Origin of the sequence: Bradyrhizobium sp. F1.4.3 (genome assembly GCF_040548375.1) — a bacterium.
GTDB lineage: Bacteria > Pseudomonadota > Alphaproteobacteria > Rhizobiales > Xanthobacteraceae > Bradyrhizobium.
Window position 1 is genome coordinate 781,841 of record NZ_JBEPRN010000001.1, and the last position, 25,724, is coordinate 807,564.

Annotated in this window: 22 protein-coding genes; 9 read left to right on the forward strand and 13 right to left on the reverse strand. The window is 65.2% G+C overall.

Annotated features, from left to right (window positions below):
- Positions 1-563: 563 nt before the first annotated feature.
- The 3 genes from ABIB73_RS03910 (at position 564) to ABIB73_RS03920 (ending at position 2,702) form a co-directional block, all read left to right on the forward strand.
- Positions 564-1,826: an MFS transporter gene (locus ABIB73_RS03910; RefSeq protein WP_502918385.1), complete on the forward strand. Its 1,263-nt coding sequence runs from the start codon at positions 564-566 to the stop codon at positions 1,824-1,826.
- 70 nt (positions 1,827-1,896) lie between these two features.
- Positions 1,897-2,229 (forward strand): DHCW motif cupin fold protein, encoded by a 333-nt coding sequence (locus tag ABIB73_RS03915; protein WP_354221593.1) that lies wholly within the window; start codon positions 1,897-1,899, stop codon positions 2,227-2,229.
- A gap of 263 nt (positions 2,230-2,492) precedes the next feature.
- On the forward strand, positions 2,493-2,702 hold the full coding sequence (locus tag ABIB73_RS03920; protein ID WP_045000506.1) for a cold-shock protein: 210 nt from the start codon (positions 2,493-2,495) through the stop codon (positions 2,700-2,702).
- A 236-nt stretch (positions 2,703-2,938) separates the two neighbouring features.
- On the opposite strand, the gene ABIB73_RS03925 is transcribed toward ABIB73_RS03920, so the two are convergent.
- Together ABIB73_RS03925 and ABIB73_RS03930 are read right to left on the reverse strand one after the other, a co-directional pair.
- Complete coding sequence (locus tag ABIB73_RS03925) at positions 2,939-4,240, reverse strand: RsmB/NOP family class I SAM-dependent RNA methyltransferase (RefSeq protein WP_354221596.1); 1,302 nt, start codon at positions 4,238-4,240, stop codon at positions 2,939-2,941.
- Between the two features lie 34 nt (positions 4,241-4,274).
- A complete protein-coding gene (locus tag ABIB73_RS03930) occupies positions 4,275-4,697 on the reverse strand; it encodes an MAPEG family protein (protein ID WP_354221598.1) in 423 nt (140 codons plus the stop codon).
- 343 nt (positions 4,698-5,040) lie between these two features.
- Between ABIB73_RS03930 and ABIB73_RS03935 the strand changes: the two genes are divergently transcribed.
- Positions 5,041-5,883, forward strand: coding sequence for a metallophosphoesterase family protein (locus ABIB73_RS03935; RefSeq protein WP_354221600.1), 843 nt, complete (start codon positions 5,041-5,043; stop codon positions 5,881-5,883).
- Positions 5,884-5,892: 9 nt separating this feature from the next.
- Here the strand turns inward: ABIB73_RS03935 and ABIB73_RS03940 are convergent, their stop codons facing one another.
- The 3 genes from ABIB73_RS03940 to guaB form a co-directional block, all read right to left on the reverse strand.
- Positions 5,893-6,192, reverse strand: a complete 300-nt coding sequence (locus ABIB73_RS03940; RefSeq protein ID WP_354221602.1) for a hypothetical protein — start codon at positions 6,190-6,192, stop codon at positions 5,893-5,895.
- 147 nt (positions 6,193-6,339) lie between these two features.
- Entirely contained in the window at positions 6,340-7,362 is a 1,023-nt protein-coding gene (curA, locus tag ABIB73_RS03945) for an NADPH-dependent curcumin/dihydrocurcumin reductase (RefSeq protein ID WP_354221604.1), read from the reverse strand.
- A 260-nt stretch (positions 7,363-7,622) separates the two neighbouring features.
- On the reverse strand, positions 7,623-9,116 hold the full coding sequence (guaB, locus tag ABIB73_RS03950) for an IMP dehydrogenase (protein ID WP_354221606.1): 1,494 nt from the start codon (positions 9,114-9,116) through the stop codon (positions 7,623-7,625).
- Positions 9,117-9,618: 502 nt separating this feature from the next.
- Between guaB and ABIB73_RS03955 the strand changes: the two genes are divergently transcribed.
- Positions 9,619-11,109: an MFS transporter gene (locus ABIB73_RS03955; protein ID WP_354221608.1), complete on the forward strand. Its 1,491-nt coding sequence runs from the start codon at positions 9,619-9,621 to the stop codon at positions 11,107-11,109.
- A 162-nt stretch (positions 11,110-11,271) separates the two neighbouring features.
- On the opposite strand, the gene ABIB73_RS03960 is transcribed toward ABIB73_RS03955, so the two are convergent.
- Positions 11,272-11,952 (reverse strand): RlmE family RNA methyltransferase, encoded by a 681-nt coding sequence (locus ABIB73_RS03960; RefSeq protein WP_354221610.1) that lies wholly within the window; start codon positions 11,950-11,952, stop codon positions 11,272-11,274.
- A gap of 1 nt (position 11,953) precedes the next feature.
- Complete coding sequence (locus tag ABIB73_RS03965; RefSeq protein WP_354221612.1) at positions 11,954-13,027, reverse strand: Ppx/GppA phosphatase family protein; 1,074 nt, start codon at positions 13,025-13,027, stop codon at positions 11,954-11,956.
- Positions 13,028-13,237: 210 nt separating this feature from the next.
- On the opposite strand from ABIB73_RS03965, the gene ABIB73_RS03970 reads away from it, so the two are divergent.
- Positions 13,238-15,610: a xanthine dehydrogenase family protein molybdopterin-binding subunit gene (locus tag ABIB73_RS03970; protein WP_354221614.1), complete on the forward strand. Its 2,373-nt coding sequence runs from the start codon at positions 13,238-13,240 to the stop codon at positions 15,608-15,610.
- Between the two features lie 124 nt (positions 15,611-15,734).
- Here ABIB73_RS03970 and ABIB73_RS03975 read toward each other — a convergent pair whose 3' ends face one another.
- Positions 15,735-16,535: a hypothetical protein gene (locus ABIB73_RS03975; RefSeq protein ID WP_354221616.1), complete on the reverse strand. Its 801-nt coding sequence runs from the start codon at positions 16,533-16,535 to the stop codon at positions 15,735-15,737.
- Positions 16,536-16,642: 107 nt separating this feature from the next.
- On the opposite strand from ABIB73_RS03975, the gene ABIB73_RS03980 reads away from it, so the two are divergent.
- The 3 genes from ABIB73_RS03980 (at position 16,643) to ABIB73_RS03990 (ending at position 20,092) form a co-directional block, all read left to right on the forward strand.
- Entirely contained in the window at positions 16,643-17,134 is a 492-nt protein-coding gene (locus ABIB73_RS03980) for a YaiI/YqxD family protein (RefSeq protein ID WP_354221618.1), read from the forward strand.
- A gap of 2 nt (positions 17,135-17,136) precedes the next feature.
- Positions 17,137-18,948, forward strand: a complete 1,812-nt coding sequence (locus ABIB73_RS03985) for an ABC-F family ATP-binding cassette domain-containing protein (protein ID WP_354221619.1) — start codon at positions 17,137-17,139, stop codon at positions 18,946-18,948.
- Between the two features lie 64 nt (positions 18,949-19,012).
- Positions 19,013-20,092, forward strand: a complete 1,080-nt coding sequence (locus ABIB73_RS03990; RefSeq protein WP_354221621.1) for a D-TA family PLP-dependent enzyme — start codon at positions 19,013-19,015, stop codon at positions 20,090-20,092.
- A 109-nt stretch (positions 20,093-20,201) separates the two neighbouring features.
- Here ABIB73_RS03990 and ABIB73_RS03995 read toward each other — a convergent pair whose 3' ends face one another.
- From ABIB73_RS03995 to mmsB, 5 genes are all read right to left on the reverse strand, one after another.
- A complete protein-coding gene (locus ABIB73_RS03995; protein ID WP_354221623.1) occupies positions 20,202-21,431 on the reverse strand; it encodes a BaiN/RdsA family NAD(P)/FAD-dependent oxidoreductase in 1,230 nt (409 codons plus the stop codon).
- Positions 21,432-21,596: 165 nt separating this feature from the next.
- Positions 21,597-22,514: an SDR family NAD(P)-dependent oxidoreductase gene (locus ABIB73_RS04000; protein WP_354221625.1), complete on the reverse strand. Its 918-nt coding sequence runs from the start codon at positions 22,512-22,514 to the stop codon at positions 21,597-21,599.
- Positions 22,515-22,633: 119 nt separating this feature from the next.
- The gene (locus ABIB73_RS04005; RefSeq protein ID WP_354221627.1) at positions 22,634-23,113 is read right to left on the reverse strand and encodes a MaoC family dehydratase; all 480 of its coding nucleotides are present in this window, start codon (positions 23,111-23,113) and stop codon (positions 22,634-22,636) included.
- Complete coding sequence (locus tag ABIB73_RS04010; protein WP_354221629.1) at positions 23,114-24,832, reverse strand: AMP-binding protein; 1,719 nt, start codon at positions 24,830-24,832, stop codon at positions 23,114-23,116.
- Positions 24,832-25,722, reverse strand: a complete 891-nt coding sequence (gene mmsB, locus ABIB73_RS04015) for a 3-hydroxyisobutyrate dehydrogenase (protein WP_354221631.1) — start codon at positions 25,720-25,722, stop codon at positions 24,832-24,834. The genes ABIB73_RS04010 and mmsB overlap by 1 nt, the downstream gene beginning before the upstream one ends.
- Positions 25,723-25,724 lie beyond the last annotated feature (2 nt).

Sequence of the window (25,724 nt, forward strand, 5' to 3'; positions counted from 1 at the left end):
TTTCCGGAGGTGTGCTCGCGATCGATCGGACGCTACCGTCTGCACTCGACTGCGTGACGATAAGATTGCCGCCGGACAACGTGACGCCGGCCGCTTTGTCAGACGGGTTAAGTAACGGCGGTCGTGTCCGAATCGGCCTGGAGCTTGGTGATCGCGTAGGCAATTCCCGTCGCAAACGGTCGCCTCATCGGAAATTCGCGCGAATAGCCACCGCCCGCCGGGATGGGGATTGTCCACACAGGAGTGCACCCGGAACAAAGCATTGGTGAGCGAGGCGCCCGACTTGCTGAGTCGTAGACCGGACAGCAAGTCCGTGCCCCCGATCTTGCGGGCGATAGCACAGGGGATCGGCGTGACCGAACCGGCCGCCGCGGCATTGGCGATCAGGAGCGACCACACATCGCCGATGGCGTCGAGTGCGCGCGCCACCGGGCAGTCAGCCTCGGCAAAACCGGTCCGCTTCATTCGCCATCCCCCTCCAAACTGGTTCTAAAATAAGACTAGACAGCGCCGCATGCAACTGGTCTTATTTTAGGACTAGATGGAATGCGCCGGAGACGACAATGACGAAGGATCACACCACAACAGCTGGACCGACCAAGGCCGACGACACCGACGCCGATATGGCCGGGCGCGGGCTCTCGCGCGCGATGGCGGTGCTGTTCGCGCTGACCTGTGGCCTGAGCGTCGCCAACGTCTACTTCGCGCAGCCGCTGCTCGACGCGATAGCGCACGACCTCGGCATCGCCCCCGCCGCGATCGGCATGGTGGTGACGTTCACCCAGATTGGCTACGCGTTGGGCCTGATCTTGATCGTGCCGCTCGGCGATCTCTGGGACCGCCGCCGGCTGATCGTCGGCCAGACCGTGCTGTCGGCGATCGGACTCGTCATCGTCGGCACGGCGTCGCACGCAGCCGTGCTGTTCGCGGCATTGGCGCTGGTCGGCGTGCTGGCCGTCGTCGTCCAGGTCCTCGTCGCCTTTGCCGCAACGCTGGCGACGCCAGACGGGCGCGGGCGCGCCATCGGCACCGTCACCAGTGGCGTCGTTGGAGGAATCCTGCTGGCGCGGTTCGCCTCGGGCGCGCTGGCCGATATCGGCGGCTGGCGTCTGGTCTACCTGGTGTCGGCCGGCCTCATGCTCGCCATGGCCGCACTCCTGTTGCGCGTGCTGCCGCGCGGCCGGCCGACGGCGATGGCCGGCGCGTCCTATCTGTCGCTGCTGCGCTCGACGGCCGCGCTATTCGTCGAGGAGCCGCTGCTGCGCGAGCGGGCACTGTTTGCGTTCCTGATCTTCGCTGATCTCAACGTGTTCTGGACGTCGATCGTGCTGCCGCTTTCGGCGCCTCCCTTCGCGCTGTCGCACACCGCGATCGGATTGCTCGGCGTCGCCGGGTTCGCGGGAGCGCTCGCGGCGCGCCATGCCGGGCGCCTCGCCGATCTCGGATGGGGCCAGCGCACCACCGGGCTGTCGCTGATGCTGATGCTGGCCGCCTGGGCCCCGATCGCCTGCCTCCAGGCCTCGCTCTGGTTTGTCGTTGCGGGCGTGATCATGCTGGATTTCGGGCTCCAGGCCGTGCATGTGACGAGCCAGAGCCTGATCGTCGCTGCGCGACCCGATGCGGCGAGCCGGGTGGTCGGGGGCTACATGGTATTCTACTCGATCGGTAGCGCGGTTGGCGCAATCTCGTCGACGATTGTGTATGCGATGGCCGGCTGGACTGGCGTCTGTGTGCTCGGCGCCGGGATCAGCGCCGCTGCCCTGCTGGTCTGGGTCATCATCGCAAGCAGGACGCAGGTGCCGGCGGATTGTGCACTGACGCACTAGCAAAAATGAGGACCGCGGCGGAAGCATACGCTAACAAAACCACCGCACACGCCGAGACAGGACCCCCGCCATGAAACTCCCTACCTCCCCCTTCACCGTCACCGACTGGAGCCAGATTGCGCCGACGGTGCATCCGGGCGAAACTGGCGAGGCCAAGTGGCGGACGTTGAACATCGGCGAGCTCCGCGTGCGGATGGTCGAGTATTCGCCGGGCTATCTCGCCGATCACTGGTGCGACCGGGGCCACGTGCTCTACGTGCTGCACGGCGAGCTCGACAGCGAGCTGCGCGACGGGCGCAAGTTCAAGCTCACGCCGGGGATGAGCTACCAGGTCTCCGATTTCGGCGACGCCGCGCATCGCTCGTCGACGGCTGTCGGCGCGACGCTGTTCATCGTGGATTGACGGAACCTCCGGCCTGTCGGTGTGCAGCGCAAAATAGCAAAGCCCGCTAGGTTCGCTGCCAGCGCGCACCGCCTTGAACTCGCCCTATTAAATCGGTATATTATCAAGCATCGATCCTTGGCCGAACGACTGGGCCGCTCCGTCTCATTTCCAATGGACGAGCACGTTTCAGGTATTTCTCCAAAATCGACCAACCGGGACGATGGGCGCAAGAATTTGCGCATTTGTCCCCCTGAGTGCATCGTCTATGAAAGGAAATGACTATGGCAATGGGTACCGTGAAGTGGTTCAACAACCAAAAGGGTTTTGGTTTCATCCAGCCGGACAACGGCGACAAGGACGTCTTCGTTCACATCAGCGCCGTTGAGCGCGCTGGTCTGAGCACCCTCAACGAGGGCCAGAAGGTTTCGTTCGACATCGTCGCGGACCGCCGCAGCGGCAAGTCTTCGGCTGACAACCTCCGCGCCGGCTAGTTGACCGCGCACCTCGCGATTTGACCGCGGACGTACCGGCAGATCGTAGGATTCCCCAGACCCCGCCACCGAGACATCGGTGGCGGGGTTTTTGTTTGTAAGGGATGGAGTTCGTCAGTCCGGGGCTCGCGAAGCGAGAGCCCGGAATCCATCGAACGGCAGAGTACGCCGCGCGATGGACTCCGGGCTCGCCCTACGGGCGCCCCGATTGCGCAATGGGGGATGACGGAGAGAGTTCACGCAATCTTCTTCAACACCGACACGAAGAACCCATCGGTGCCGGTACGCCGCGGCGTCATCAGCCAGCCTTCGGCTGATTGCAGCGCGGCCTGCGCAAACTCCTCGGCCTTGTCCCAGAGCACGCTTGCGGTCTGCTCGGGCGGCACCACCGCAAACTCGGGATGCCGCGCGACGAACGCCCTCACCTGCTCGCCATTCTCCTCGGACAGCACCGAGCAGGTGATGTAGGCGATGCGGCCGCCGGCTTGCACCAGCGGCACGGCGCGCTCCAGCACCTCGGTCTGGTCCTTGAGGCGGATCTCCAGCGCGCCCGGGCGCATGCGCCATTTGGCGTCGGGGTTGCGGCGCCAGGTGCCGGTTCCCGTGCAGGGCGCGTCGATCACGACGAGGTCGGCGGAGGCGCGGATGTCGGCAAGCGGATCTGCGTCGCCCTTCGGCGTGCGGACATCGGCGTTGTGGACGCCGGCGCGCGACAGCCGTTCATGGATCGGCGCAAGCTGCCGCTTGTCGCTGTCGGTCGCGATCAGCCGGCCCTTGCCCTGCATCATCGCGGCAAGCGCCAGCGTCTTGCCGCCCGCGCCGGCGCAGAGATCGATCACCTGCTCGCCGGGTTTTGCCGCAGTCAAAGCGGCCGCAAGCTGCGATCCTTCATCCTGCACTTCAACCGCGCCCTTGATGAAATCCTCTTCCGCCTGGATGCCGGGATTGCGCGCGTCGGCCGAAAGCTCGATGCGCAGGCCGGTTGCCGACCAACGCGTCGGTTTCGCATGAAGATGAGCAAGCGCCCGCAGCACCTTGTCGCGATTGGACTTTAGCGTGTTGACGCGCAGGTCCAGCGGCGCCCGGCTGGCCATCGCGGCCGCCTCCGCGACGCGGTCCTCGCCGAACACTTTTGCCAGATGGGAATCGAGCCACTCCGGATAGTCGCCCGCGATCGCGGCGGACGCATCCTTCAGGGAACGCGAGGCGAGCGCGGCCTCTTCGGCCTCCGTCAGCGGCGCCGGCGCAAACCGGCTGCCGTCGAACAGCGCGCCCATGGTGGCGGTGTCCATGTTGCGCTCGAGGCGCAGCATGCCGATCAGCCGCGCCCGCGCGGTGTCGGCGTCCATCAGATGGGCGCTGGAGGAGAATCGCCGCAGCACGTCCCAGACGAGGCCGGCGATGGCCGCGCGGTCGCCGGAGCCGGCGAAGCGGTGCGCGGTGCCCCACTCCTTCAGCGCCTTCGCCGCGGGCACGCGGTCGCGCTCGATGGTGTCGATCAGTTCGATGGCCGCGGACAGCCGGGCAGCAGGAGTCATTTGAATCTTTCAGATCGGATCGGACGGCTAACCGTCAGATCAGCAACAAAATCTTGAGTGCGAAGTAGATCCACATCGCGAGCAGCACGAGTACGCTGGCGAGCCAGACCGTCGAGCGCCGGCCGAGATCATTCGAGGAGACGAAGACGCCTGCATGGGCAAAGCGCGTCACCACGAACACCCAGGACATCAGCACGATGAAGAGGTCAGCATGGCGCAAGGGCAGCGCCAGCGCGATCAGGGCGTAGAACAGCACCGGCAGTTCGAACTGATTGCGGTAGCAATTGGCGAATTGTGTGGCGCCCTTCGGCCAGTTCGGCTCGCCCAGCGCAATATCGCGGCTCTTGGTCTCGCCCGAGACGAGCGCCCGCCGGCGCCCCAATACCATCCCGATCAGAAGCGCGAAGGTGAGCCCGACCTGCACGAAGACCGGCAGCAAAACCATCTGAACGGACATTGGAATTTTTCCCATCCGGCCTGAGCCGCCGCACCGTCCATTAGCCGTCACGGTTGCCCCTGGCAATCAACCAGTTGAACCGGCGTTCCCGATGGGACGACCAACTGCCGATAGTTAAAGCGATTTTGGCCCCCTGGGGCCGCAAGGCGAGCTACCGCCATTGAACACCCTGTCCAGCAGGATCGGCCTTTTGACCGAATCCGCTGACGGTCAGCTCGGCCTCCTGATGTCGGCGCTGGCCGGCGCTTACACGATCCGCTACCGCGTGTTTTAAACTTTGTTCATTGCGATGCATGCCCGGGCCGTCATCGTTCCGACGCGCGACAACCGGTATGCTGGCCCCATGTCCGAATTCCGCCTGACACAGATTTCCGACACGCATCTTGGCCAGCGATTTCCCGGCCTGGTCGCGAACTTCCACCGCGTCTGCGAGCACATCGACGCCGGCAGGCCCGATCTCGTCATCAACACCGGCGACGTCTCATTCGACGGGCCGACCAGCCGCGACGATGTTGAATTCGCCAAGAGCCTGCACGACGCCCTGCCCGTCGCCTGCCGCTACCTGCCGGGCAATCACGACATCGGCGACAATCCGACCGCGATCGGGCCGGCGCCCAAGCCGCCTGTTGAGGAAGCGCACCGGCAGCAATTCCGCGACATCGTCGGTGAGGACCATTGGTCGTTCGAGGCGGCCGGCTGGCGCTTCATCGGCCTCAACTCGCTGGTGATGAATTCAGGACTCGCCTTCGAGGCCGAGCAGTTCGATTGGTTGGCCTCGGAAATCGCACGCACGAATGGCAAGCCGGTCGCAATGTTCCTGCACAAGCCGGTGTTTCTCAACCTGCCCGGCGATCCGGAAACCCCGGAAACCTCGATCCGCTACGTGCCGCAGCCGGCGCGCGCGCGATTGATCGAGATGTTTTCAAATGTCGATCTGCGCCTCATCGCCAGCGGCCACGTGCACCAGCGCCGCGACTTCACGTTTCGCCATACGCGCCACGTCTGGGCGCCGTCAGCCGGCTTCAAGATCAATGACGCACGCCAGGACCGGATCGCGATCAAGGAGACGGGCCTGGTCGAATACTGCTTCCAGCCCGACAGTTTTGAAGTCCGCCACCTCAGGGCGGCCGGCCAGGTCGATATCGATATCGAAGAGCTCTTCGCCCAGATGGGTGGCGCGCACTAGCGACGGTCGTCAGGCGACGCTCTTGAGGTCCTGCTGGATCGCGGCGAGCAATGACCGCAACGCCTCGCTGTTCACCGGCTTCGCCAAATCGTCATTGGCATGCAGGTCGTGGGCCGGCTCGGCCGCCTTGACCGGACGCCTCGGAAATGGCGGCGGAGGCGTCGGCATCGCCGCCTGCGCGAGTTCGCCATTGTCCTCGCTATGCACGAACTTGCCATGGATGACGTCGTCGCGACGGCTCATGAAGAACATGGTCGCCCAATAGCCGGTGGCCAGCAGGATTACGCAGAAAATACCGATCTCTAACATCGCAACACCCAAAATATGCGCGATGATTCAATGCCTTGGCCCGAAGGTCAATGAATGAGCGGTCACACCTGCGGGTTTTACGGGCGGGTGTGGCCGATCGGTGACTCTTTGTTAACCATCGATGCCCGGAGTGTGACGCCGGTGCAACTAGGCCTTGTCCGGACCGACCCGCACCAGCTGCTTGCCGAAATTGGCGCCCTTCAGGAGCCCCATGAAGGCGCCGGGCGCGCTTTCCAGCCCTTCGGTGACGAACTCCTTGTATTTCACCTTGCCGTCGCGGACCCAGGCCGACATGTCGCGCAGGAAGTCGCCGTGGCGGGCGGCGAAATCCGAGACGATGAAGCCGCGGAAGGTCAGCCGCTTGGTCAGCGTCGCGCGCATCATGGACGCCGCCCATTTCGGCGGCTTGGCCTCGGTGTCGTTGTAATGGGCGATCAGGCCGCAGACCGGCACGCGCGCGAACGCATTGAGCAGCGGGAAGACAGCTTCGAACACCGCGCCGCCGACATTCTCGAAATAGACATCGATGCCCTTCGGGCAGGCGTCCTTCAGCTTGGCCGCGAGGTCGGGATCGCGGTGATCGATGCAGGCATCGAAGCCCAGCTCTTTCACGACGTAGTCGCACTTGTCCTTGCCGCCGGCAATTCCAACCGCGCGTGCGCCCTTGATCTTCGCGATCTGGCCCACGGCCGAGCCGACCGCACCGGAGGCACCGGCGACGACGACGGTCTCGCCGGCCTGCGGCTTGCCGATGTCGAGCAGGCCCGTGTACGCGGTCATGCCGGGCATGCCGAGCACGCCGATGGCGGTCGAGATCGGCGCGAGTTTCGGATCGACCTTCGCGAGCCCCTTGCCGTCCGAGATCGCATGCGTTTGCCAACCCGCGCGCGAAAGCACGATGTCGCCTCTGGCGAAGTTCGGATTGTTGGAGGCGGCGACTTCGCAGACCGTACCGGCTTCCATCACGCCGCCGACTGGCACCGGCGTCGCGTAGGACGGACCGTCACTCATGCGCCCGCGCATATAGGGATCGAGCGAGAGCCAGACCGTGCGCAGCAGGACTTCGCCCTGTCCCGGCGTCGGGATCGCGACTTCCTCAATGCGGAAATCGGACTGCTTGGGCTCGCCGACGGGACGCGCAGCGAGAACGATGCGTTTTGCTTGGGACATGGTGGCTTCCTCCGGATTGTCTTTCGAGCGCGAACGGAAGCGGAGGGAGCGGAGCGCGTCAATACAAAAGCGGTGGAGCGTGGTGGCTGATGTCTGTCGGCTGACGCGTTGGGGAAATCTGGCGCGTCACTCTCCGTCGTCATGCCCGGGCTTGACCCGGGCATCCACGAGCTGTGGAGCGAGGCCCAAGACGTGGATGGCCGGGTCAAGCCCGGCCATGACGAAGGAGAGAGCGGAGCGATCGAGCGAGACCGTGATGCCTAACCCCCGCCCGGATAGTTCGGCGCCTCGCGCGTGATGGTCACGTCGTGGACGTGGCTTTCGCGCAGGCCGGCCCCGGTGATGCGGACGAACTGCGCCTTGTTGTGCAGCTCGTTCAGGTCACGCGCACCGACATAACCCATCGCGGCGCGCAGGCCGCCGGCGAGCTGGTGCATGACGTTGCCGACCGGGCCCTTGTAGGGCACCTGGCCCTCGATGCCCTCGGGCACGAGCTTGAGCGCGTCCTTGATGTCCTGCTGGAAGTAGCGGTCGGCCGAGCCGCGCGCCATCGCGCCGACCGAACCCATGCCGCGATAGGCCTTGTAGGAACGGCCCTGCCACAAAAACACTTCGCCCGGCGTCTCGTCGGTGCCGGCGAGCAGCGAGCCGACCATCGCGATGTCGGCGCCAGCGGCGAGTGCCTTGGCAAGGTCGCCAGAGAACTTGATCCCGCCATCGGCGATGACGGGAATGTCGGACTTCTTGGCCGCTTCCACCGCGTCCATGATCGCGGTGAGCTGCGGCACGCCGACGCCGGCGACGATGCGCGTGGTGCAGATCGAGCCCGGACCGATGCCGACCTTGATGCAGTCGGCGCCCGCGTCGATCAGCGCCTGCGCGCCCTCGGCGGTTGCGACATTGCCGGCGACGACCTGCACCGAGTTGGATAGACGCTTGATGCGGTTCACCGCGTGCAGCACGTGGCGTGAATGGCCGTGCGCGGTGTCGACAACGACGAGGTCGACGCCGGCATCGATCAGCCGCTCGGTGCGTTCGAAGCCGGTGTCACCGACGGTGGTGGCGGCGGCAACCCGCAGGCGGCCCTGCGCGTCCTTGCAGGCGAGCGGATGGGCGACCGCCTTCTCGATGTCCTTCACGGTGATCAAGCCAACGCAGCGATACTGATCGTCGACCACGAGCAGCTTCTCGATGCGATGATGGTGAAGCATCCGCTTGGCTTCGTCCTGACTGACATTCTCGCGCACAGTGACGAGATTTTCATGCGTCATCAGCTCGGAGACTTTTTGCCGCCGGTCGGTCGCAAAGCGCACGTCGCGGTTGGTGAGGATGCCGACCAGCTTGCCCGGCGTAGACTTGCTGGCGCCGGTAACGACAGGAATGCCGGAGATGCCGTGATCGCTCATCAGCTTGAGCGCGTCGTCGAGTGTGGCCTCGGGGCTGATGGTGAGCGGGTTCACCACCATGCCCGACTCGTAACGCTTGACCTGCCGCACCTGGGCGGCCTGGCCTTCGGGATCGAAATTGCGGTGGATGACGCCGAGACCGCCGGCCTGCGCCATGGCGATCGCCATGCGCGCCTCGGTGACGGTATCCATGGCGGAGGCCATGATCGGGATGTTGAGCGGAATGGCGCGGGTGACGCGGGAGCGGATGTCGACCTCGCCCGGCATGACGTCCGAAAGGCCCGGCTTCAACAGCACGTCGTCGAACGTAAGGGCTTCGCGGATGCCCTGAAGTTGCACCGTGGCCATATGCCAACTCCTTCCTGCGGCCCTGCCGCAAATAATTATGGATGAGCGCCGTCCTCGGCGTACCTTGCGGCATCGCCGGAGAATCGGAGCCCATCGGTGGGGTTGACGCGGGTCGATAGCACGGCCGGGTGACGAATCAAAGCAATTCGGACCGCTGGCCAGCCATGCACAGGCTTTTTACGTAAATTCAGCGTTGATAGCCGGTTCAACGTAGGGTGGCTGGGCGGCGGCCCGCCCGCCGTCATTCCGGGGCGCGACGAAGTCGCGAGCCCCAGAGAGGCCCTGCCCGCTCGCGCGTCGTGGCGGCAGAAGCGCGACAAGGATGTAGATCATCGCGGGATCTCCGGCAGCCGGCGCAACCACTTTCGGGGTCACACCGTTGTTACGCAGGATTTAGGTGCCAGGATTTAGGTGCTATGCGTTGATCCGCAATGGTCGCGGCCGAGTGGCGATGATAAGCCGCAACTCCGCCCTTCCTTCCAATTTTGATTACCAATCTGTCATGGTCGACAAGCAACGCATCATTCCGCTGATCGTGGCCACTGCTCTCTTCATGGAGAACATGGACTCCACCGTGATCGCCACCTCGCTGCCGGCGATCGCGGCCGACATCGGCACCAGCCCGCTGACGCTGAAGCTCGCGATCACGTCCTACCTGCTGTCGCTGGCGGTGTTCATCCCGGCGAGCGGCTGGACCGCCGACCGATTCGGCGCGCGGATGGTGTTCGCGATCGCGGTCGGCGTCTTCATGGTCGGCTCGGTCGGCTGCGCGCTCTCGACCTCGGTCACCGACTTCGTGTTCGCGCGCATCCTCCAGGGCATGGGCGGGGCGATGATGACCCCGGTCGGGCGCCTGGTGCTGCTGCGCTCGGTCGACAAGAGCGCGCTGGTCAATGCGATGGCGTGGGTGACGGTCCCTGCGCTGATCGGTCCGCTGATCGGGCCGCCGCTCGGCGGCTTCATCACGACTTACGCGTCCTGGCACTGGATCTTCCTGATCAATATTCCGATCGGGCTGCTCGGCATCGTCATGGCCTTGCGCTTCATCGATCCTATCAAGAGCGAGGAACGAGAGCCGTTCGATCTCTACGGCATGGTGCTCGCAGGCCTCGGGCTCGCAGGCATCGCGTTCGGCCTGTCGGTGGCCGGCCTCAATCTGCTGCCCTGGAGCACCGTCGCCGCGTTGATCGCGGGCGGGTCGATCTCGATGACGCTGTACGTCATTCACGCCCGGCGGACGGGATCGCCGGTGCTCGACTTCTCGCTACTGAATCTCGCCACGCTGCGGGCGGCGATTCTCGGCGGATTCCTGTTCCGGCTCGGCATCGGTGCCCTGCCCTTCCTGCTACCGCTCCTGATGCAGATCGGCTTCGGTCTGTCACCGTTCCGTTCGGGCCTTGTCACCTTCGCCTCCTCGCTCGGCGCCATGGGCATGAAAACGCTGGCCGCCCGCATCATCCGCACCTTCGGTTTCCGCAATTTGATGACGGTGAACGCGATCATCAGCGCAGTCTTCCTGGCCGCCTGCGCGCTGTTCACGGTGACCACGCCGCTGCTGATCATCATGATCATCCTGGTGGTCGGCGGCTTCTTCCGCTCGCTCGAGTTCACCGCGATCAACACGGTCGCCTATGCCGAAGTCGAGAGCGCGCAAATGAGCCGCGCCACCACGCTCGTCAGCGTCAACCAGCAGCTCGCGGTCTCCGCCGGCGTCGCCGTCGGCGCCGCCTCGGTGGAAACCACGATGTGGCTCAGCCACGTCAGCGAACTCAACGCCACCGTGTTCGCGCCGGCCTTCGTCGTCGTCGCGCTGACCTCGGCGGTGTCGAGCTGGTTCTTCTGGCAGATGCCCGACGACGCCGGCCACGAGATCTCCGGCCGCAAGGCGGTGGAGATCGCGAGCCGTAAAGGTGCGGGCAAGGGCGCGGCCACGGCGGCCGTCAAGGCCGCGACCGAGGATACGCAGGACGTGCGGGATCAACGGCTAGGGTAGTTGCGCTAGCGGCGCAATACGCTCGGTGTCTTCCCGGCGAAGGCCGGGATCCATAACCCCAGGGAGCAGTCGTTGCACGAGAGCGGTAGCTCCGAGTCCCCGCAATCACATCTGCCTGTGGTTATGGGTCCCGGCCTTCGCCGGGACGACAGCGGAAATTGACTATGAAGTCCCACGAAACCCCGTCGCCAGCACGTAGCGCTCGGACGAATCCTGCCGGCTTGCCGCCGGCTTGACGTGACGCACCGTCGCAAAGTCGCGCTTGAGCTGTGCGAGCAGGTCGGCGTCGGCGCCGCTCTGGAACGCCTTGGCCAGGAACGTACCGCCCGGCTTCAGCACGTCGCAGGCAAAGGCGGCTGCGGTCTCGATCAGGCCGACGATGCGGAGCTGGTCGGTCTTGCGGTGACCGGTGGTGTTGGCGGCCATGTCGGACATCACAAAGTCGGCGCCGCCGCCGAGCATTGCCTTGAGCCTCGCAGGGGCGTCGTTGTCCATGAAATCGAGCTGTGCGAAGTCGACGCCGGCAATCTCCGGCATCTCCAGCAGGTCGATCGCAACGACCTTGCCCTTGCCGTCCACCGAGCCGACGCGCTTGGCGGCGATCTGGCTCCAGCCGCCGGGCGCGGCACCGAGGTCGACCACCGCCATGCCGGGCTTCAGCAGGCGATATTTGTCGTCGATCTCGAGCAGCTTGAAAGCGGCGCGCGAGCGATAGCCCAGCGCCTTGGCCTTGACCACATAGGGGTCGTTGAGCTGCCGTTCCAGCCAGAGCTTCGACGACAATTTGCGCTTGCCGCCGGTCTTGACCTGGACGTGCAAGCGGCCGGTGGTGTCCTTGGCCATCTCACCAGCTCCTGAGCGCGCCGTCCTCGCGCATCATCTCGACCAGCATGCCTTCGCGCAGGCCGCGGTCGGCGACGCGCAGGCGCGGCAGCGGAAAGGCGCGCCGAATCGCATCGAGGATGGCGCAGCCGGCCAGCACGAGATCGGCGCGCTCAAAGCTGATGCAACTGTTGTTCGCGCGCTCCTCATAGCTCATGCCAAGCAGCTTGCTGATGGTCGCGGTGATGTCGGTATCGTTCATCCAGATGCTGTCGATGCGGCGACGGTCGTAGCGCGGGAGATTGAGGTGGATACCGGCTAGCGTCGTCACGGTGCCGGAGGTGCCGAGCAGATGCATTTCGGCAAGATCTCCGCCATGCTGTTCCGCGAACGGCGCGACGTGGTTCGCGACCTCCTGCTCCATCGCGGCATAGATCTCCGGCGTCACGTCGCGGCCGCCGAACTGCTCGGCGAGCGTCACCACGCCAAGCGGGATCGACATCCAGGCTTTGATGCGCGCCTCCGGATTTTGCGGATCGCGCTCGATCCGCACCAACTCGGTCGAGCCGCCGCCGATGTCGAACAGGATAGCGCCGCGTCCCCTGGGGTCGACCAGCGGCGAGCACCCGAGCACGGCCAGCGCCGCCTCGGTCTCCCGGTTGATCACCTCGAGCTCGATCCCGGTCTCGGCCGCGACGCGGCTGCGAAAGCCTTCCGCGTTCGAAGCCGCACGGCAGGCTTCGGTGGCGATCAGCCGCAGCCTTCGTGCTTTGCGCAGATTGATCTTGTCGCGGCAGATGCTGAGCGCGACGATGGCGCGTTCGATCGCGGCCTCGCTGATGCAGCCGGTCGCCGAGACCCCCTCGCCGAGACGGATGATGCGCGAGAAGGAATCGACCACGCGAAAGCCGTCGCTGGTCGGGCAGGCGATCAGGAGCCTGCAATTGTTGGTGCCGAGGTCTAGTGCCGCGTAGACGCCGGTTCCCGGCGCTTGCGCGGCGACGGCCGGTTCGGGGGCCAACGCCACCGCCGCCATCGACCCCTCGAGCTCACCGTGCGGCGCAAGGCCGTCGCGGAGCCGCGTGTGGTCATTCATACAAACTGTCTTTCCGCGGCCGGTTGGGCCGATCTGGAATTGCTTTTTCGCCTGAAACATTAGCAGCGCGTCAGCCCTGCGCAACAACGCATCACATAGGACCATGCCCATTCGTGCGTTGTCGTGAACGGGTCGGTGGGTTATCTGAAGGGAGTCCGGTCCCCTAGGCGCCCACAAAACGCGCAATTGCCGGCATTTCAGGTCATCTCCATGCAAGAACACACCAAATCATCCACGCTCGAGAACGCTATTGCACTGCAAAAATACGGCGTCGGGCAGCCGGTCCGCCGCAAGGAGGACGACACGCTGGTCCGCGGCAAGGGCCGCTATACCGACGATTTCAACCTGCCAGGCCAGGCCCATGCCGTGGTCGTGCGCTCGACCCATGCCCACGGAATCATCCGCGGCATCGGCACCGACGCCGCCAGGGCAATGCCGGGCGTGCTGGGGGTGTGGACCGGCACTGAGCTCGACGCCGCCGGCTATGGCCCCTTCACCTGCGGCCTGCCGCTGAAGAGCCGCGATGGCTCGCCCCTGCTCCAGACCAACCGCCAGCCGCTGGCAACCGACAAGGTCCGCTTCGTCGGCGATCCCGTCGCCTTCGTGGTGGCGGAGACCTTGGCGCAGGCACGCGACGCGGCCGAGGCGGTCGAAGTCGACATCGCACCGCTGCCGGCAGTGACGGATCCCGAGGAAGCCGCCCAGCCCGGCGCGCCGCAGCTTTACGACCACATCCCCAACAATGTCGCGCTCGATTACCACTATGGCGACATGGAGAAGGTGAATGCGGCCTTCGCCGCCGCCGCCCATGTCACCAAGGTCGACATCGAGAACACCCGCGTCGCCGTGGTCTCGATGGAGCCGCGCGTAGGGCTTGCTTCCTACGACAAGACCACCGAGCGCTACACGATCCAGATGCCGACGCAGGGCGTCGCCGGCAACCGCGCCAACCTCGCCAAGAACCTGAAGGTGCCGAACGAGAAGGTACGCATCCTCACCGCCAATGTCGGCGGCTCCTTCGGGATGAAGAACGTCAACTATCCCGAGTACATGTGTATCCTGTATGCGGCCAAGGCGCTGGGACGGCCGGTCAAATGGCTCGACGAACGCTCGACCAGCTTCCTCTCCGACAGCCACGGCCGCGCGCAGAGGATTCGCGCTGAACTCGCGCTGGACGCCGAAGGGCACTTCCTCGCGGCAAAGCTGTCCGGCTACGGCAATCTCGGCGCCTACATCACCGGTGTTTCGCCGGGGCCGCTCTCGCTCAACACCGGCAAGAACTTTTCCAGCGTCTATCGCACGCCGCTGATGGGCGTCGACATCAAGACGGTCCTGACCAACACCACGCTGATGGGCGCCTATCGCGGTGCCGGCCGGCCCGAGGCGAACTACTACATGGAGCGGCTGATCGACCGCGCCGCCGACGAGATGGGCATCAACCGGCTGACCTTGCGCAAGCGCAACTTCATCAAGCCGAACCAGATGCCGTTCCCGGCTTCCTCCGGCGTCACCTATGACAGCGGCGACTTCCAGGCGGTGTTCAACAAGGCGCTCGAAATCTCCGACCACGAGAATTTTGCCAAGCGCAAGAAGGAGAGCCGGAAGGCCGGCAAGCTGCGCGGCATCGCCGTCGGCTCCTATCTCGAGGTCACCGCGCCGCCGAGCCCCGAGCTCGGCAAGATCGTGTTCGATCCCGATGGCAGCGTGCAGCTCGTCACCGGCACGCTCGACTACGGCCAGGGCCATGCCACGCCGTTCGCCCAGGTGCTGTGCGCGCAGCTCGGAATCCCCTTCGAGAGCGTCAAGCTCGTCCAGGGCGACAGCGACATCGTCCACACCGGCAACGGCACCGGCGGCTCGCGCTCGATCACCGCGACCGGACAAGCCATCGTGGAATCATCAAAGCTCGTGATCGAGAAGGGCAAGCGCGCCGCCGCGCATATGCTGGAGGCCTCCGAGGCCGACATCGAGTTCGCCGACGGCAGCTTTACGATCGCCGGCACTGACCGCAGCATCGACATCATGGAGCTGGCAAAACGCCTGCATGACGGCAAGGTGCCGGACGGCGTGCCCGATAGCCTCGACGTCGACCACACCAGCGAGCCGGTGCCGTCGGCCTTCCCGAACGGCTGCCATGTCGCCGAGGTCGAGGTCGATCCCGACACCGGCGTGGTGCAGATCGTGCGCTACAGTGCGGTCAACGATTTCGGCACGGTGATCAACCCGCTGCTGGTCGAGGGCCAGCTCCATGGCGGCGTCGTCCAGGGCATTGGACAAGCGCTGATGGAGCATGTCCGCTACGACGAGAGCGGCCAGCCGATCACGGGCTCGCTGATGGACTATGCCCTGCCCCGCGCCGAGGACGTGCCGTTCATGGCGGTCGGCGATCACCCAGTGCCGGCCAAGAGCAATCCGCTCGGCACCAAGGGCTGCGGCGAAGCCGGCTGCGCCGGCAGCCTGTCGACGGTGGTGAATGCCGTGGTCGATGCGCTCTCCGACTACGGCATCAAGCACATCGACATGCCACTGACGCCGGAGCGCGTCTGGCGCGCGATCCAGGATGCGAAGGGGACGGCGGCATAAGGGGCGCTCTCTCCGTCGTCATGGCCGGGCTTGTCCCGGCCATCCGCGCCGTGAGGCACCAAGAACGTGGATGCCCGGGACATGCCCGGGCATGACGATGTGGTGACGATGTGCCTATTTCCGCCTACGCCGCCGCTTGCTCACGCGGCTGGTAGATTGCGATGTGCTGGCAATGTGCCAGCGGCGTCGTGCCGTTGGCGACCACCAGCGCGTCGAGCTCGACGAAGCGGTGGCCCTTCTTCTCGTAGTTCGCGGTGACTTTCGCCCGCGCGGTGATCTCGTCGCCGACGCGCGCTGGCGACAATAGCTGCATCCGGCTGCCGACATGGATCCACGGGCCCAGAATGGTGTTGTCGACCAGCACGCGATTCATGACCCGCTGGATCAGGCCGGGATGGCCAAGCCCTTCATGCGCAAAAATCGGATCGGTTTCCCTGATATCGGCGAGATAGTTGGCCGCGTCCTGCCCCGCCCAGCGGCGCGGCATCGTGCCGAGCCATTTGCCGGCCTCGAAAGTGGCCGGGCTGACCGGCTTGCGCTCAGCCACCGTAGGGACCTCGACATAGTCGTTCAACGAGACCTCGGGCGCGGCCGCCAGCAGCGAGGCCGTGCCTGTGGCACACAGCTCGCTGCGGCTGAATACCTCGATTGTGAGCAGACCATTGTGCTCGGTCGCATCGACATCGGCCGTCTCGCCATCATAGACCGGCTTGACGAAGCGCGCCTCGATCAGCCCGCGCGCGAGGAAATCACGGCCCCAGCGGGCGACCGGCACATGCATCATATACGCGAAGACATCGACACCGGGCACCAAGCCGCCGGAAAAGCCGAAGCGGCGCGCCACCGTGTCGTCATGCATCTTGTTTTCGGACTGCTTGGCCGTGTTGTAGGCATCGACGCAGTAGGTTTCGAGCCGGTTCGGCATGGCTTGGCCTTCCCTGTATTTTTGTTATTTCGCGGCCGATCGTAGGCCCTGAGGAACCGGGGTCAATCCCCTCGCATTTGGCGCCCGAATGGGGTACCACGCCGCGAATGACTGACACCCCCACCCGCATCTATGTCGACGCCGATGCCTGTCCGGTGAAGGACGAGATCTACCGTGTCGCGACCCGGCATGGCGTGCCCGTGAGCGTGGTCGCCGGCAACTTCATTCGCGTGCCCCAGGATCCCCTGATCGAGCGGATCGCGGCCGGCGCCGGCATGGACGCGGCTGACGACTGGATCGCTGAGCGCGCGGGCCCCGGCGACATCGTCGTCACCTCCGACATTCCACTGGCGAGCCGCTGCGTAAAGGCAGGCGCCGACGTGATCGCGCCGAACGGAAAACCGTTTACGGAGGAGTCGATCGGGATGACGCTCGCGGTCCGCAACCTGATGACGGATTTGCGTTCCGCGGGCGAGGTCACCGGCGGCCCAAGATCGTTTGCGCCGCGCGACCGCTCGACGTTCCTCTCGGCGCTCGACCAGACGCTGCGCCGGATCCAGCGCCGCCGCGCCGACCAGGCCGTAACGAGCCAGAGCTGACGATGGCGCCGCCGCTGATCCAGTTGAAAGACATCAAGCTGACCTTTGGCGGCACGCCGCTGCTGAGCGGCGTCGAGCTCAATGTCGCGGCAGGCGAACGCGTCTGCCTGATCGGCCGCAACGGCTCCGGCAAATCGACGCTGCTGAAGATCGCCGCCGGCATCGTCGAGCCCGACGGCGGCACGCGCTTCGTCCAGCCCGGCGCGACCGTTCGCTATTTGCAGCAGGAGCCGGATTTCGGCGACCACAAGACCACGCTTGCCTATGTCGAGGCGGGCCTCGCGCCGGGCGACGATCCATACCAGGCGCGCTATTTGCTGGAGCAGCTCGAGCTCACCGGCAACGAGAGTCCCGAAAACCTCTCCGGCGGCGAGGCACGTCGCGCGGCCCTCGCATGCGTGCTGGCGCCCTCTCCCGACATTCTGCTGCTGGACGAGCCAACCAACCATCTGGATCTCTCCACGATCGAGTGGCTGGAAAAGGAGCTCGACAGCCGCCGCAGCGCGCTGGTGCTGATCAGCCACGACCGCCGCTTCCTCACGAATCTCTCGCGCGCCACCGCCTGGCTCGACCGCGGCAGGATCAAGCAGATCGACCGCGGCTTTGCGTCGTTCGAGACCTGGCGCGACGAGGTGCTGGCGGAGGAAGAGCGCGATCAGCACAAGCTCGACCGCAAGATCGTCGACGAGGAGCATTGGCTGCGTCACGGCGTCTCCGGCCGGCGCAAACGCAACGTCAAGCGGCTCGGCAATCTGCACGCGCTGCGCGATCAGCGCCGCAATTATCGCGGGACGGCCGGCGGCGCCAATCTGGCTGCCGCAGAAGCGGAGCAATCCGGCAAGCTGGTGATCGAGGCCAAGGGCGTCACCAAGGCTTTTGGCGAGCGCATGATCGTCGACAATTTCTCCACCCGCATCCAGCGCGGCGACCGGCTCGGCATCATCGGGCCGAACGGCGCCGGCAAGACCACGCTGGTCAATCTCCTCACCGGCGGCGCGCAGCCGGACTCCGGCACGATACGGCTCGGCGCCAACCTGGAGATGGCCACGCTCGACCAGCACCGCGAAAGCCTCGATCCAAAATCGACGCTTGCCGAAGCCCTGACGGGCGGTCGCGGCGACCAGATCATGGTCGGCGGCAAGCCGAAGCACGTCGTCGGCTACATGAAGGACTTTCTGTTTGCACAGGAGCAACGCGGCACGCCGCTCGAAGTACTCTCGGGCGGCGAGCGTGGCCGGCTGATGCTGGCCCGCGCGCTGGCAAAGCCGTCGAACCTGCTGGTGCTGGACGAGCCGACCAATGATCTCGATCTCGAGACGCTCGACGTACTCGAAGACATGCTCGGTGACTACGAGGGCACGGTGATCCTGATCAGCCATGACCGCGACTTCCTCGACCGCGTCGTCACCTCAGTGATCGCGCCCGAGGGCAACGGCAAGTGGATCGAATATGCCGGCGGCTACAGCGACATGCTGACGCAGCGCGGCGCCGACCTGAAGCGCGAGACGGCAAGGGCGCAAGCCCCGGCGGAGAAGAAGGAAGAGCGGGCCGCGGCTCCTGCTGCCACGCAAAAACGGCGGTTGAGTTTCAACGAGAAGCACGCGCTTGAAACCCTACCGAAGAAGATGGAAAACTTGCACGCCGATATCGCCAGGCTGCAACGCGTGCTCGATGATCCCAACCTCTACGTCAAAGATCGCAATAAATTCGACGACACCTCCACCGCCATCGCCAAGGCGCATGACGAATTGTCCGCCGCCGAAGAGCGTTGGCTCGAACTGGAAATGCTCCGCGAAGAGATTGAACAGGCCTAGCGCGCATTCCGCAAAAGTGGGCACCGGTTTTGCGATCAGAATGCGCGCCAACTCAGAGACTTCCATGACCACTCCCCTCGCCGCAAAAATCGCCCGTGAATATGGCACCCCCTGCGCCGTCATCGACATGGACAAGGTCGAGCGCAACATCGCGCGCATCCAGAAGGCCTGCGATGACGCCGGCGTCGCCAACCGGCCGCACATCAAGACGCACAAGAATCCGACGATCGCAAAGATGCAGGTCGCGGCTGGCGCAAAGGGCATCACCTGCCAGAAACTCGGCGAGGCCGAGATCATGGCCAATGCCGGCATCGACGACATCCTGATCAGCTACAATCTCTTGGGTGAAGAAAAGATGGCGCGTCTCGGCGCGTTGCAGGCGAAGGCCAACATGACGGTTGCCGCGGACAATTCGACGGTCGTCGCCGGCCTGCCGAAGGCTGCCGCCGCGTCGGGCCGCCCGCTCTCGGTCGTGGTCGAATGCGACACGGGGCGCAAGCGCGCGGGCGTCGAGACGCCGGCCGAAGCGATTGCGCTGGCACGCGAGATCGCGGCGTCCAAGGGGCTGCACTTCGCCGGCTTCATGATGTATCCGACCGAGACCGGCTGGGCTGACGCGCAGAAGTTTTTCGACGAGGCGCTGGCCGGCGTGCGCGCGCACGGGTTAGAGGCCACCATCGTCTCGACCGGCGGCACGCCGAACCTGAAGAATATCGGCAAGCTCAAGGGCGGCACCGAGCATCGCTTCGGCACTTACATCTACAACGACCGCATGCAGGTCGCGGCCGGCTCCGCCACCTGGGACGACTGCGCGCTGCACATCTATTCGACGGTGGTCAGCCGTGCCGCACCCGAACGCGGCATCCTCGACGCCGGCTCCAAGACGCTGACGACGGATACCGGCGGGCTCGACGGCCACGGCCTGATCCTCGAGCACCCCGAAGCCAAGATCGCGCGTTTCGCAGAAGAACACGGCTTCCTCGACCTCTCCCGCAGCAACACCCGGCCCAATGTCGGCGACGTCGTGCGCATCGTGCCGAACCACGTCTGCGTTGTCGTCAACATGATGGACGAGGTCGTGATGGTGCGCGGCGACGAGATCATCGGCACGCTGCCGGTGGCGGCGCGGGGCAAGCTGCGGTAAGGCGCGCGGCCTCCACAATCGTCATTGCGAGGAGCGAAGCGACGAAGCAATCCAGACTGTCACCGCGAAAAGAATCTGGATTGCTTCGCTACGCTCGCAATGACGGTGGTTAGCGTCTTAGCCACCTCAAAACACCCCTGCCCGCAGCGGCCCCCGTCGCAAACGACGCCTGGAGCAGATAGCCGCCGGTCGGCGCCTCCCAGTCCAGCATCTCGCCGGCTGCAAACGTGCCGGGCAGACCGCGCAGCATGAAGTGTTCGTCGAGCTCGTCTAAGCCAATTCCGCCTGCGGTCGAGATCGCGCGGGCAATCGGCGCAACGCCGGTGAGCTGAACCGGAATTGCATTGATCAGCTGCGCGAGATCGGCCGGCGAGAATGATGCCAGCGGCCGGCCGGACGCGATGGCGGCCTCCTGCATCAGGCCGATTCCGACCGGCGACACTTGCGCCGCCTTGCGCAGGAAGTTCGCAAGCGATTGCTTGCCGCGCGTGCCCGACAGGCGCGTGGTCAGCGCGGCGGCGTCGAGGTCGGGCCGCAATGCGATCGTAAGCCGCGCCTGCCCGAGACCCAGCACCGCCTCGCGCAGCTCCGCCGACAGCGCATAGATCGCACCACCTTCGATGCCGCTGCGTGTGATCATCGCTTCACCACGTACCGTGTGTGCACCGATCGTCAGTGCCACACCCTTGAGCGGCTGTCCCTCAAAACGATCACGGAACACATCGGACCATGCGACCGTGAACCCGGAATTGGCCGGCCGCAGCTTCGAGACGGCAATGCTTTTTGCCGCGAGGATATCGACCCAGCCACCGTCCGACCCGAGCCGCGGCCAGCTTGCGCCGCCGAGCGCCAGCACCGTGGCGTCCGCGGCAATGGCGGCCGTGCCATCGGGTGTTTGAAATTGTAACTTCCCTTCCCCCTCCCATCCAATCCAGCGATGGCGAAAGGCAAAGCGCACACCGGCGGCATCGAGTCGCCGCAGCCAGGCACGCAGCAGGGGCGAGGCCTTGAACGCCTTCGGAAACACGCGGCCGCTGGAGCCGACGAAGGTGAGCTGCCCGAGTGCCGCGCTCCAGTCGCGCAGCGCGTCGGGCGGAAACGTTTCGACTGCGGCGCGCAGATGCGGCATCGCTTCCCGGTAGCGGGTGAGGAAATCCGCTAACTGCTCGCTGTGGGTGAGATTGAGCCCGCCGCGGCCGGCCATCAGGAATTTGCGGCCCGCGGACGGCATGGCGTCGTAGACGGTGACACGAACGCCGCCTTGCGCCAGCATCTCCGCCGCCATCAGCCCGGCGGGGCCGGCACCGACGACGGCGACGTGGGATTCAACAGATGTCATGGCGGGAGTTTAGGCCAGGCTGGACACCAAAGAACAGGTCGTCATGCCCGGGCTTGTCCCGGGCATCCACGGACGGCTGCGCGAGTGGGGCCAAAGACGTGGATGGCCGGGACAAGCCCGGCCATGACGGAGAGTGCGAATTCCGGTTCGTCGGAATGACGGCGGCTACAGCTTGATTCCCGCCCGCGCCGCGGCCTGCGCCACGTATTTCTGCGTCTGCTCGAACGCGCCCTGCAAGGCCTTGGCCTTCGACATATCGCTGATCTCGGTGAAGTGCGCGGCAACCGCATCCGGCGTCCATTCGGACTCCGGCAGGTTGATGCCCTCGCTCTCCAAAATCTTGATCACCGCAAACGAACCGGCGCCGGCGCCCATGATGGTACGGGTCGGCGCGTCCTCACTCAGCATGTATTCGACGGCGGGCGTGATCGCGTTCGGCTTCATCAATTGCAGCGCCTGCGGCGGCAACAGCTCTTCGGTCATGCGGGTCGCCGCCGTCGGCGAGATGATGTTGACGCGGATGTTGGTCTTGCGGCCTTCCTCGGCGAGCACATTCATCAGGCCGACCATGCCGGATTTCGCCGCGCCGTAATTGGCCTGGCCGAAATTGCCGTAGAGCCCGGAGGACGAGGTTGTCAGCACGATGCGGCCGTAATTGCGGTCGCGCATGCCGGCCCAGGCCGCCTTGCAGCAGTAGAAGGTGCCGACGAGGTGCACGTCGAGCACCTTCTGGAAATCGGCAGCTTCCATCTTGCCGAACGATTTGTCGCGCAAAATGCCGGCATTGGCGCACATCAGATCAACGCTGCCCCATTCCCTGGTGGCGCGCTCGATCATGGCGGTGACCTGCTCGAAATTCGAGACGTCGGCGCCATCTGCCATCGCGGTGCCGCCGGCCTTGCGGATCTCCTCGACCACGGCTTCCGCCGGCGACAGCGAACCGCCGCTGCCATCGCGCGCGCCGCCAAAGTCGTTGACCACGACCTTCGCGCCGCGGCTGGCCAATCCCAGCGCATGCGCCCGTCCGAGACCATTGCCCGCGCCGGTGACGATGGCGACGCGTCCGTCGAACCTGATTGCCATGAGTGTGCTTCCCATATGTTAGATCGTCATGGCCGGGCTTGACCCGGCCATCCATCAAAATCGACAGGCTTTTGAGCAGCGATGGATTGCCGGGTCAAGCCCGGCAAATACGCCTCAGGTCACGCGAAATAGATCAATCCGAGCCACTCCGCGACCAGCGCCGGCTTCTCCTCACCCTCGATCTCCACCGTCACGTTGGTGCGGAACTGCAATTCGTTCGGCTTGCGCAGCTTGGCTTCCGCCAGCACGAAACGGCCGCGGACGCGCTTGCCGGAACGCACCGGCGAGATGAAGCGCAGCTTGTCGAAGCCGTAATTCACGCCGATCGTCGTGCCCGCGATCACCGGCATCACCTCGTAGGACATGATCGACAGCAGCGACATCGTGAGGAAGCCGTGCGCGATGGTAGTGCCAAAGGCGGTTTCCTTCTTCGCCCTTTCAGGATCGACGTGGATGAACTGGTGATCCTCGATCACGTCGGCATAGGTGTCGATGCGGGGCTGGTCTACCAGGTGCCATGAGGACACACCGATCTCTTTCCCGACCATGGCCTGATAGGCCTCCAGCATAATCGGCGGCTTCTTCCAGACTTCGTTCACTTAGGTCTCACTCCGTGTTTTCGGCAGCTCCGGAAAGTCCTCTTCCCGGAATTCGCGACCGCGCAGGGGATCGTTGCGGTCGTCGTCGCGCTCTAACCGTCTGAGCTGAACGCGGCGGATCTTTCCCGAGATCGTCTTCGGCAGCTCGGTGACGATTTCGAGGCGGCGGATGCGCTTGAACGGCGCAAGGCGCGTGTGCAGGTGCTTGAAGATGGACAGCGCGGTCTCCGGCGTCCGCTCCGCGCCCGAGGTCAGCAGCACGAACGCCTTGGGGATCGCGAGCCGGATCGGATCGGGGCTCGGCACCACGGCGGCTTCGGCGACGAGCTCATGCTCAAGCAGCACGCTCTCCAGCTCGAACGGGCTGATGCGGTAATCGGAGGATTTGAAGACGTCATCGGAGCGGCCGACGAAGGTGAGATAGCCGTCGTCATCCTCGAAGACGACATCGCCGCTGCGATAGAGTTCGCCTTCCGCGCCGGACAATGTGCCGTCGTCGCCCTGATAGCCCTGCATCAGGCCTGCGGGACGGTTTGAGCCCAGCATCAGCGCCACCTCGCCCTCCTTCGCAGGGCTACCGTCGGCATCGCTGACCTGCACACGGTAGCCCGGCAGCGGGCGGCCCATCGAGCCGACCTTGATCTTTTGCCCCGGCGAGTTGCCGGCGAGCGCCGTGGTTTCAGTCTGGCCATAGCCATCGCGGATGGTGAGGCCCCAGGCCGCCTGCACCTGGTCGATCACCTCCGGATTGAGCGGTTCGCCGGCACCGCAGACCTCGCGCAACGCCACCTTGAAGGCCGCAAGGTTCTCCTGAATGAACAGCCGCCACACCGTCGGCGGCGCGCACAGCGTGGTGACGGCGCAGCGGCCGATGGTGGCGAGCAGGCCTTTGGCGTCGAAGCGCGGCTGGTTGACCACGAACACGGTGGCGCCCGCGTTCCACGGCGCAAAGAAACAGCTCCAGGCATGCTTGGCCCAGCCCGGCGATGAGATGTTGAGGTGAACGTCGCCGGGTTTTAGCCCGATCCAGTACATGGTCGAGAGATGGCCGACGGGATAACTTCGCTGGCTGTGCCGCACGAGCTTTGGCTTCGCCGTCGTGCCCGAGGTGAAATAGAGCAGCATCGGGTCGTCGGCGTTGGTCGGCCCATCAGGGGCAAAACACTCCAAAGCTTTCGACGCCTCGTCATAGACGAACCAGCCGTCGGACGCCGGGCCCACCACGATGCGCACGAGGTTTTCGGCACCGAGGCTCGCGAACTTCGCAACCTGGTCTTGCGCCGCGACCACCGCCTTCGCCTTGCCGCGATCGAGCCGGTCGCGCAATTCGTCCGCGGTGAGCAGCGTGGTCGCGGGGATGACGACGACGCCGAGCTTCATCGCCGCGAGCATGGTTTCCCACAGCGGAACCACATTGCCGAGCAGCAGCAGGAGATGATCGCCGCGCCTCAATCCCTGCGCGCGGAGGAAGTTGGCAACCTGGTTCGAGCGCTTCGAGAGCGTCGCAAAGGACAGTTTTGTCTGTTTGTCCTGCGCGGTATCGACAATCCAGAGCGCAGGCCGGTCCTTGCTCTCTGCACTCGCTGCCAGCTCGGCGTCGAACCAGTCTAGCGCCCAGTTGAAGGGAACCGGATCGGGCCAGCGGAAATCTTTGACCGCAGTCTCGTAGTCCGTCCGGTTATCAAGAAGAAACGCGCGCGCGTCCTGAAATGTCGTCATTAGGCTTTCCCGGCCAGCCCCCTAACGTGCTTGATAATTCCGGAAAAATCCACCCCGCCCTGGCCGGCCTTATCGAAGGCCTGGTAAATCTCCTGCGCATGCTGGCCGAGCGGCGTCGCTGCACCGGCAGCTTTCGCAGCGTCCTGCGCCAACGTCAAATCCTTCACCATCAGCGCCGAGGCAAAGCCCGGTTTGTAGTCGTTGTTGGCGGGCGAGGTCGGCACCGGGCCCGGCACCGGGCAATAGGTCGTTAGCGACCAGCACTGGCCCGACGAGGTCGAGGCGACGTCGAACAGCGCCTGATGCGAGAGGCCGAGCTTCTCGGCGAGCGCAAAGGCCTCGCTGACCGCGATCATGGAAATGCCGAGGATCATGTTGTTGCAGATCTTGGCGGCCTGCCCAGCACCGGCGCCGCCGCAATGCACGATCTTCTTGCCCATCTTCTCCAGCACGGGCTTGGCCGCGGCAAACGCCTTGTCGTCGCCGCCGCACATGAAGGTGAGCGTCGCGCCCTTGGCGCCGCCGGTTCCGCCGGAGACGGGCGCGTCGACCGAGAGCACGCCCTGCTTTGCCGCGAGCGCATGCGCCTGCCGCGCGCTCTCGACGTCGATGGTGGACGAGTCGATAACCAGCGCCCCCTTGGCCATGGCCGGAACGACCTCGTTCCAGACATCGAGCACGTGCTTGCCGGCCGGCAACATGGTGACGACGATTTCGGCGCCCTTCACCGCGCCCGCCGCGCTGTCAGCGATGCCGGCGCCGTCGGCCTTGGCCTGATTGCGCGAGGCTTCAGCGAGGTCGAATGCCACCACCTTGTGGCCGGCCTTGACCAGATTGGCCGCCATCGGGCCGCCCATGTTGCCGAGACCGATGAATGCGATCGTGGCCATCT